Source organism: Dysgonomonas sp. UBA7710 (assembly GCF_002482385.1).
Taxonomy (GTDB): Bacteria; Bacteroidota; Bacteroidia; order Bacteroidales; family Dysgonomonadaceae; genus Dysgonomonas.
Genome location: NZ_DLFW01000039.1, coordinates 60,046 through 70,527, shown reverse-complemented (window position 1 = coordinate 70,527; position 10,482 = coordinate 60,046). Strand labels below are relative to the sequence as shown.

The window sequence follows — 10,482 nt, the reverse complement described above, 5'->3', positions numbered from 1 at the left end:
ATACCCTTATCTCACAACATGTTATTAAACATAAAAAAAATCACATAAATGGCAAAATAGTTTTGAAAGCGACGTTCCATAAACAAGTTCAACTATTTTTATGTTTTATATTATATATATGGTAGCTTTAGATATCATATTAATCACTACTTTTACGCAAAATAACACTTAAACAACCGATTTATGATCTATGAACAGCTGATTAACCCTAAAAGCATCGTAGTAGTAGGCGCATCTGATAACATTTTGAAACCTGGAGGCAGCGTCTTATACAATTTAACCACGGGAACGTTTGATAAGGATTTATATGTTGTTAATGCCAGAGGAGGCTCCATACAGGACACAAAAGCATATGTAAGCATTGAGGAGATCCCTGAAACCGACCTGGCTATCATCTCAGTCCCTGCAAACCAATGCCTGCAGACTGTGGAGTATCTGGCTAAAGAAAAAGGGGTAAAAGCCTTCATTGTTTTCTCGGCAGGATTTAGCGAGGAATCTGAAGATGGAGCTAAATTGGAAAAAGAATTAGTAGACATAGTCAACAAAGCCGGGGCAATCATGATCGGCCCTAACTGCTCAGGCTTCTTCAATACGAAGCATCAGAGCATTTTCACCCGCCCGGTTCCAAACCTGGACCCTCAAGGAGTAGACATCATCTCCAGTTCGGGTGGCACTATTACATATATTATAGAATCAGCTATGCGTATTGGTCTAAGATTCAATTCCGCATGGTCTATCGGAAATGCGGCACAGGTAGGTGTTGAAGACATCCTGGAATTCCTAGACAACGAATTCGATCCTAAAACCAGCCCTAAAATCAAGCTATTATACCTGGAAAAAATAGCGGACCCTGACCGCTTCCTAAATCATTCAGCATCTCTCATCCGGAAAGGCTGCAAAATTGCAGCCATAAAATCAGGCAGTTCCAGTTCCGGTAGCCGGGCAGCTTCATCACACACCGGAGCCATAGCAAGCTCTGATTCTGCCGTGGAAGCACTTTTCAGAAAAGCAGGAATTATCCGCTGCTACTCCAGAGAAGAACTGGCCAATGTAGCCGCTGTTCTCACTCTTAAAGAAATAAAAGGACGAAATCTGGCCATCATCACTCAAGCCGGAGGTCCCGCAGTCATCCTGACCGATGCCCTATCGAAAGGAAATATTGACGTTCCGGAGATGGATAAAGAACTTGCGGCAGAACTGAAAAAACACCTTCTCCCCGGAGCAGCCGTATCCAACCCTATAGACATCATCGGAACAGGAACAGGAGAACATATGGCTATCTGTATTGATTTTTGCGAGAAACGCTTCAAAGAAATTGATGGCATTGCCGTCATATACGGCAATCCGGGAGTAAGTAATGTAGCTGAAGCCTATGAGATATTAGACCAAAAAATAAAAACATGCAAGCTGCCTATTTATCCGATCCTGCCATCGGTTATCGCTGCCTCGCAGGAAATGGACAAGTTTGTAAAAAAAGGGCATGTAAACTTTACCGACGAGTATGCTTTAGCAAATGCCTTATCGAAAGTAGTATCATGGACTCCTCCATCGGTTGGAAAAATGGAGGACATAAAAATAGATATTCCCCGCATCAGAAATATTATAGACAATGCGCAGGACGGATATATAGACAGTGATACAATAAGGGAATTATTTGACGCTGCCGGAATACCTCAAGTGCAGGAACTGGTTACCAATAATAAAGAGGAAGCCATCAGCTTTGCAAATAAAATAGGCTACCCAATAGTAGCAAAATGTGTTGGGCCGGTACACAAATCGGATGTAGGAGGAGTAGTCCTCAATATAAGATCCGACAATCATCTTGCTCTCGAATTCGACAGATTAATGAAGATACCGGAAACTACAGAAGTTATGATACAACCGATGCTTTCGGGACAGGAATTGTTTATAGGGGCAAAATATGAGTCAAAGTACGGACACATTGTTTTGTGTGGTCTGGGTGGGATCTTTGTGGAGATATTGAAAGATGTGGCATCGGGACTTGCCCCTTTAAGTTTTAACGAAGCGTCATCCATGATACGCTCTCTCAGAGCCTACAAAATAATCCAGGGAACCAGAGGGCAAAAGGGCCTAAATGAAAAGCTATTTACAGAAATAATTGTCCGGCTATCTATTCTATTAAGATTTGCCACCGAAATAAAGGAGATGGATATTAATCCGCTATTGGCGAATGAAGATAAAGTAATAGCTGTGGATGCCAGAATAAGAATAGAAAAATAAAAGCATTCTTTTAATCGATACACAATAAGCAGCGTTTACATCTCAGGTAAACGCTGCTTACTCTTATATGACAACCAACAATTCTATATTATTAAATAATCCGGGAACAATAACACCCGTCCTTAACACTTTAAAAACAATGTAACTATTAACAAAAATGAGCCGGCCGAACAATCTTTGGTTTTTAGATGTTAATTAACAATTGATTTGCTGTTTTTCCTCTTTAGAAGTATATATTTGTAGTATTATTATGGAAAACAAAGAGATGAGTTTGATTAAGTATCACTTGCAGCTAAAGACAATACTTTAAAACAAGCTATAATTTTAATATTTAGTTGGTCATCTCAAATTAACGCACTACATTCTTAACATTATGAGAATTGGAATAGACATAGATGGCACAAGCATGCGGTTAGGAATTGTTGATGGAGGTCAAATATTCCGCAAACTAGTGGTTCCCACAAAGGCTGACGAATCAGAGGGCGTCATCATAGACCATCTGATAGAAACAATCGGCACAATAATAAACTCCAACATTCGCGGCATAGGAATAGGTGTCTCGGGCATTGTTAAAACCAGTAAAGGAATCATACAGGATGCAATCAACATTCCGTCATGGAAAAAAGTTCCTTTAAAAGATATCCTTGAGAAAGAATTCAGAATTCCGGTTTTTGTAAACAATGACTCCAACTGCTTTGCGTTTGGAGAGCGTTACTACGGGGAAGGCACCCTTTACCGAGACATTGTCTGCGTAACACTAAGTATAGGGGTTGGAGCCGGCATCATTATAAACAATGAGTTATACAACGGATACAATACAGGAGCCGGAGAAATAGGGAGTCTTCCTTATCTGTACTCCGATTATGAACGTTATTGCGGACAGAAATTTTTTGTCCGGAACAATACGACGGCTCAAGAGGCTTATGAACTCGCATTACAAGGAGACGACAAAATGCTAGCCCTGTGGAACGAACTCGGCGAGCATATAGGCAACCTTATAAAAACCATTCTTTTTACATATGATCCTCAAGCTATTATATTGGGAGGTAATATAGTAAAGGGATACGAACTTTTTGCGGATAATATGTATGAAAGCGTATATAAGTTCCCATTTAAGGAAACTGTTGAGCGTGTGAAAATACTTTTATCCAAGAAGGAGGATATCAACTTGCTCGGAGCCGCAGCCCTTGTTGTTTAATCCATTTTACCAAGAATGTTTATTCATAAATAATTATATATAAAACCTTTGATATGAGATTAGATTTAAGTTCGCAAATTGTATTGGACAGAGTACCTCTTCGTTACTACCGTCCTGAGAATGAATTTGAGCTATCTGCCCTGACCCGCTACGAAAAAGTGCCTACCGAGATTTATGAGTCCTCTGTAGAAGCATCCTTGCACATAGCGAGAGAAATAGCCCGAAAAATAAAAGAAAAACAAGCTACGGGATCACCATTCGTACTTGCCCTCCCGGGAGGACATTCTCCTCAAACGGTCTATCAGGAACTTATCCGTTTACATAAAGAAGAGAATTTAAGCTTCAAAAACGTAATTGTATTTAATATATACGAATTCTATCCTATAGCGCCCCAATCTAACAGCAACCTGAAGCTATTAAAAGAATCTTTGTTAGATTACGTTGATATAGACCCTAAAAACGTATATTCTCCTGATGGTTCTGTTTCGAAGGAGGAAATTCTGAACTACTGTAAAACATATGAGCAAACCATCCACAATGTAGGAGGAATAGATTATCTTCTGCTCGGCTTGGGACGTGCGGGTAACATTGGCATCAACATTGCCGGCTCAAGTATGAATTCACAAACCCGTCTGATCCTATTGGATGTACAGTCCAAGAAAGAGGCTGTCAATACATTCGGAACTATAGACAAAGTACCTGTCAGTGCCGTTACAATGGGTGTGGCCACAATAATGAAAGCGAAAGAGATAGCCCTCATAGCCTGGGGTGAAGACAAAGCCGGGAGCGTTAAAGATGTGGTAGAAGGAACCCTGTCGGATGCCATACCTGCTTCGTGTCTGCAAGCTCACGAAAATGCGAAAGTACATATCGACCTGAATGCTGCTTTTGAACTCACACGTATCAATCACCCGTGGCTGGTTACAAACTGTGACTGGAACAATAAACTCATCCGCAGAGCGATTGTGTGGCTATGCTTCAAGGTTAATAAGCCGATACTAAAGCTGACGAACAAGGACTATCAGGACAACGGGCTGGAAGAACTCCTTGCTTTATATGGTTCTGCATACAATGTAAATATTAAGATATTCAATGACCTGCAACATACAATCACAGGCTGGCCGGGCGGAAAGCCGAATGCCGATGACACCAATCGTCCGGAAAGAGCCAAACCATACCCTAAACGTGTTATAATTTTCAGTCCCCACCCTGATGATGATGTCATCTCTATGGGAGGAACCTTTAAAAGACTGGTAGATCAGAAACACGATGTCCATGTTGCTTATCAGACATCAGGCAACATTGCCGTAGGCGATGAAGAGGTCATCCGCTATGTATCTTTTCTTGAGGATGTAAGAAGAAAATATGATGCAGGGAATGAGTCCCTGAAAAAGAAGTATGCGGAGATACTTCAATATTTGCTACACGACAAGGACGAAGAAGATATAGACACTCCGGATATTCTCTTCATTAAAGGACATATCCGTCGTCAGGAAGCAACTACAGCCTGCCGCTATGTGGGTATGGATACACATAAAACAACCTTTCTCGATCTTCCGTTTTACGAAACAGGGCGTATTAAGAAAAACCCTATATCGGAGGCCGATGTGGAAATTGTGAAAAAATATCTGGAATCGGTTCAGCCTCATGAAGTATTTGTGGCAGGAGACCTGGCCGACCCGCACGGAACACATAAAGTATGTCTCGATGCCATCCTGGCAGCAGTAGATGAACTGAAAGGCGCAGAATGGCTTAAAGACTGTCGTTTCTGGATGTACCGTGGTGCATGGGCCGAATGGGAAATAGACCATATCGAAATGGCCGTACCTATCTCTCCGGAGGAACTTCGTTCTAAACGGAATGCTATCCTAAAACATCAATCGCAAATGGAAAGTGCGCCGTTTTTAGGAAATGACGAACGTTTGTTCTGGCAGCGCTCCGAAGACAGGAATAAGGCTACAGCAGAACTGTACCGCCAGTTAGGACTTGCCTCATATGAAGCAATTGAAGCCTTTGTAGAGTATCATCCTCTATAAATTATAGTCAAAAGGCAAGCCTTTCAGGATATAAGAGTTATCTTTGGAAGGTTTGTCTTATTTCTTGCCATAATATAAAAAACACTGATATATCATGAGATTAATTATTCAACCCGATTACAATTCTCTTTCCCAATGGGCAGCTAACTATGTTGTGAATAAAATCAATGCAGCTAATCCTACGCCTGATAAGCCGTTTGTCTTAGGATTACCCACAGGATCTTCTCCTTTAGGCATGTACAACGGTTTGATTAAGCACTACCAGGAGAAACGGGTATCATTCAAGCATGTAATTACGTTCAACATGGACGAATATGTCGGACTTCCAAAAGATCATCCGCAAAGTTACCATACTTTTATGTGGAGCAATTTTTTCAACCATGTGGATATAGACCCTGCGAATGTAAACATACTGAATGGCAATGCTTCTGATCTGGAAGCAGAGTGTGCAGCCTACGAAGCTAAAATGAAAGCTGTGGGCGGCGTAGACTTATTTCTTGGAGGAATAGGCCCGGACGGACATATCGCATTCAATGAACCGGGTTCATCCCTGTCATCCCGCACACGTATCAAGACATTGACCCACGATACAATTATAGCCAACTCCCGATTCTTCAGCAATGATGTAAAAAAGGTTCCCAAAACATCCGTGACGGTTGGCGTAGGTACAATCCTCGATGCAAAGGAAGTCCTGATTATGGTAAACGGACACAATAAAGCCAGAGCCCTGGCACAAGCTGTGGAAGGAGCCGTTAATCAGATGTGGACTATCACCGCCCTGCAACTGCATCCGAAAGGAATCATTGTATGTGATGAAGCAGCTACGGACGAACTGAAAGTGGGTACATATAAATATTTTAAAGATATTGAGAAAGATAATCTTTAGACATTCAGATTATCTGCAAATATATCAGGGGAGGTTATAACAGCCTCCCTTTATTTTTATCCTTCTTCTTTAATAATTGGTTCTTCAACAAATAATTCGCCACCCGAATTATCGTGGATGTATATATACGCATACTATTGAAACCTTTCGTGCATCTCCAAACAAAAGTGATCTGTCTGTAGTTGAGTTTTAATGCTGGATTGTTTTCTGCTACGCGTAATCAGAGATTGCGTGTGTTCCTTTTGGGGCTTTGGGCAAAAGGAAAGGCAAGCCCGGGAGGACGCAGCAAGCATAAACTGAAAGATAAAAGTTTTTACAAAGAATGCTTATATGATTAAAAAAACGAATGTTAAAACTCAACTATTGATTCGCATTATTAACTTTTGCCTAACCAAAAAGTACAAAAAATCAAGATTGCATTCCACAGCAATGATTTGATTTCTGATTGTTTTGTCATATACCATGCCCTTTGGTTACTAATTCAATTAATTAAAATCAGGTGCCGGAAAATATGGGGAAAACAATATAAATCCGATTACAGATGCTATAGACGGTATTTATGTGATAATAAATAAACCTTATATAAGAAGCCGCTAAACAATATAAATAATCATTATCTTTGAAGCATTAATAACATAACTAATGCATTTAATAGTATGAAGAATATCGCAAGAAAAACTCTCGACGAGTTTATCATTGAAAGACAAGAGGATTTCAGGTACTCTACAGGTGAACTTTCCCGTCTTTTGAACTCTATATTACTTGCTGCCAGAGTAGTAAGCTATAAGGTGAATAAAGCCGGACTTGTAGATATACTTGGTGCAGCCGGTAATGTGAATGTACAAGGCGAAGAACAGAAAAAACTGGATGTATATGCCAATGATGTATTTATACAAACGTTGGTTAACCGGGAAATTGTTTGTGGTATTGCTTCGGAAGAGAATGACAATTTTATAACCATACAAGGGCTGGACGAAGGACATAACAATAAATATGTGGTATTGATGGACCCTTTGGATGGCTCTTCGAACATCGAGGTAAATGTATCTGTGGGGACTATATTCTCCATCTATCGGCGTATTTCGCCAATAGGATCGCCCGTGACAATGGAAGATTTTCTCCAGCCGGGGGTCAATCAGGTAGCAGCAGGATATATCCTGTATGGCACATCTACCATGATAGTATATACAACCGGACGCGGGGTAAACGGGTTTACGCTGAATCCGGCTATAGGCAGTTTCTATCTGTCGCATCCCAATATGAGATGTCCTAAAAATGCAAAGATATATTCTGTGAATGAAGGTAACTACGTGCATTTTCCGCAAGGAGTAAAAGATTACATCAAATATTGCCAGGAAGAGAAGGAAGACCGTCCATATTCTGCCCGGTATATTGGCAGTCTGGTATCCGATTGCCATCGTAATCTGATTACCGGGGGTATCTATTTTTATCCGTCTACTCATAAATCGCCAAAAGGAAAACTGAGGCTGCTGTATGAGTGCAACCCAATGGCTTTCATTACCGAACAGGCCGGAGGTAGTGCGACAGATGGTGTAAACCGTATATTAGAGTTGCAGCCTACCGAACTTCATCAGCGCACACCATTCTATTGCGGAAGTTCGAATATGGTGGAGAAATTGAAAGACTTTATTGCTCAGGCAGAAGTAAAGGAAAAGAAACAGCAATAATATAAAGCTCCCATTGTCAGTTATAAAACAATGGGAGTTTTTCTATATAGCTTATCAATGTTAGAATTGAATTACGAACTCGGCGAGGAAGATTTACTTCAACTTCAATTGTATTTTGCATCGAAGGACGAGATGCAAATAAAACAGCGTAGAAAAGAGAAATACAGAATGATAGGTCTGTCGCTCCTGTGCGGGCTTTTATTGTTTTTTGATGAAGGCTATCGCCTGCTCTCCTATTTTTTTCTGGGGTCATCTGTTCTCTTTTTTATTATTTATCCATGGTGGTCGGTCTGGTTTTATAAGCGAATGTATCGGAAGCATATACCTGAAAGCATGCGGGTAGAATTCCCTTATAATACAAAACTTTTGTTGGGAAATGACATTATAGAAATTGAAACAAAGAAGGGGCATCGTCATTTTAGTGTAAATGAAATGGATGTTATAACTGAAACGGAGTATTATTTCTTTATTGTGACGAGCCGCCAGGTAAGCATTATAATTCCTAAACACCGAATCAATAATACAGAGGAGGTAAGGATGCAATTATTACGATATAAAGAGAATAATCCGGTATCTTTTGTTGAAGACCTGAATTGGAAATGGAAATAAGGGTGTGAGCTTATTGAAAATATTTCATCATAGATTATAGTTACTTACATATATTATACTTATCCGGAAACTTTATCTATATACATATATAACTCTTTGAAAGATTGCAGTAAGTGAAAAGTGAAAAACGAAAAGTGAAAAACGAATTGAAAATCGGCGGAGCCAAAAGTGAAGTGCCAAAAATAGAAAATGATAAAAGACTGTTACCTCTGTTACCTTTTCAAAGTAGTAAGTATTGAGTAATAAGTATAAAGGAGTTCTAATTGTTGACTGTTAACTGATATTTCTGTTACTTTTGTCACCTTTTGTGTAAAGTCACAAGCAGACAAGATATGGGATATAAGTTGTTGACCACTGTTGACTGCTAACTGTTTACTGTTAACTGTAAATAGTGTTACTTTTGTCACCTTTTAAGAATACATTAGAAAATGGTTTTATCTAACGACGAAAATAAACAGTATCTTACAAAGAGTACGCTTTGGCTCATGGCAGTCGGAGCCGGACTGGTTGTAGCAAATAACTATTACAACCAGCCTTTGTTGGGAATGATAGCCAAAGAGTTTGGTGAATCCGAAGCCGCCACCAGCAGAGTGGCCATGTTTACCCAGATAGGTTATGCAGCAGGACTTCTGCTCATAATCCCGTTAGGTGACATGTTCAAACGGAAAAAGATAGTATTGACAGACTTTATCTTTATTATTCTTTCATTACTGATTTTTGCTTTTAGCAAATCACTGTCAGTAATGATTACCGCCAGTTTTTTCATCGGGCTCACATCCGTCGTACCACAAATCTTCGTACCCATAGCCGCCCAGTTATCCGCACCCGAAGAAAAAGGCAGAAATGTAGGGATAGTAATGAGCGGCCTGCTTATCGGCATACTGGCCTCACGTGTCTTCAGCGGTCTGCTGGGCGAGTATCTCGGCTGGCGTGAAGTGTTTTACATTGCTGCCGGAATGATGGTTGTGCTGGGTATCCTCATCGCATGGCTGTTACCTAATATGCAACCGACCTTTAAAGGGACTTATAGTCAATTAATGGGCTCTATATTCCGTTATACAAAAGAAATTCCCAGCCTCAGACTAGCCTCCTTACGGGGTGCATTAGGCTTTGGCTCATTTTCCATGTTCTGGACTACCCTTACTTTCAGGCTCGAACAAGCTCCGTTCTTTCAGGGAAGTGATGTCGCGGGTTCGCTGGGTCTTGTCGGGATAGTAGGCGTATTGGCTGCATCGGTTACGGGCTCTGTATCGGGAAAAATAAACAAGAATAAGATAATCTTTATTGCTTGCCTCCTGATGCTTTTGTCGTGGGGGATATTCGGTTTCTCCGGAAATACCTATATCGGACTGATTGCCGGTATTATCCTGCTTGATATGGGATTACAAGGAATGCATGTCACCAACCAGACCATCGTTTTTTCTACCCATCCGGAGGCTTCCAACAGATTGAACACTGTGTACATGGTATCCTATTTCATTGGAGGCTCTGCAGGCACATTCCTCGGCGGGATAGCTTGGCAATACTACGGATGGAATGGTGTTGTGAGCGTCGGCAGCCTGCTTATCCTGCTTTGTTTATCCATACATATGCTGTTATGCAACAAAACTAAATACAAGATGTAAGCAGTTACAGTTTTTCTGTCCGTTTTTACGGTGTCTGCGATACCAGATAGGGGTTCCGGCACCAGTAACCGAATCCACGGGAATAAGGAATCAGATACCTCCCCTACTTCTTCTTGAAGTCAGTATCGAGGTCTTTATCGTTATAGGTAATAATTTCATCGAAAACATTCAGGCTCGCAGCGGATTCCCTGTATAGTTA

Annotated in this window: 7 protein-coding genes; all 7 read left to right on the top strand. The window is 40.7% G+C overall.

What is annotated here, in order from left to right; translation table 11 throughout:
* Positions 1-183: 183 nt before the first annotated feature.
* The gene (locus B3317_RS12260; RefSeq protein WP_291111919.1) at positions 184-2,241 is read left to right on the top strand and encodes an acetate--CoA ligase family protein; all 2,058 of its coding nucleotides are present in this window, start codon (positions 184-186) and stop codon (positions 2,239-2,241) included.
* 373 nt (positions 2,242-2,614) lie between these two features.
* Positions 2,615-3,439 (top strand): ROK family protein, encoded by an 825-nt coding sequence (locus B3317_RS12255; RefSeq protein ID WP_291111917.1) that lies wholly within the window; start codon positions 2,615-2,617, stop codon positions 3,437-3,439.
* 53 nt (positions 3,440-3,492) lie between these two features.
* A complete protein-coding gene (locus B3317_RS12250) occupies positions 3,493-5,475 on the top strand; it encodes a glucosamine-6-phosphate deaminase (protein ID WP_291111915.1) in 1,983 nt (660 codons plus the stop codon).
* A gap of 94 nt (positions 5,476-5,569) precedes the next feature.
* Positions 5,570-6,361, top strand: a complete 792-nt coding sequence (nagB, locus tag B3317_RS12245; protein ID WP_291111913.1) for a glucosamine-6-phosphate deaminase — start codon at positions 5,570-5,572, stop codon at positions 6,359-6,361.
* 656 nt (positions 6,362-7,017) lie between these two features.
* Positions 7,018-8,049: a class 1 fructose-bisphosphatase gene (fbp, locus tag B3317_RS12240; RefSeq protein ID WP_291111910.1), complete on the top strand. Its 1,032-nt coding sequence runs from the start codon at positions 7,018-7,020 to the stop codon at positions 8,047-8,049.
* A 57-nt stretch (positions 8,050-8,106) separates the two neighbouring features.
* Complete coding sequence (locus B3317_RS12235) at positions 8,107-8,658, top strand: YcxB family protein (protein WP_291111907.1); 552 nt, start codon at positions 8,107-8,109, stop codon at positions 8,656-8,658.
* A 428-nt stretch (positions 8,659-9,086) separates the two neighbouring features.
* Positions 9,087-10,283 carry an MFS transporter gene (locus B3317_RS12230; protein ID WP_291111905.1) on the top strand — a complete coding sequence of 399 codons (1,197 nt, stop codon included), beginning with the start codon at positions 9,087-9,089 and terminating at the stop codon, positions 10,281-10,283.
* The last annotated feature ends 199 nt before the right edge of the window (positions 10,284-10,482 follow it).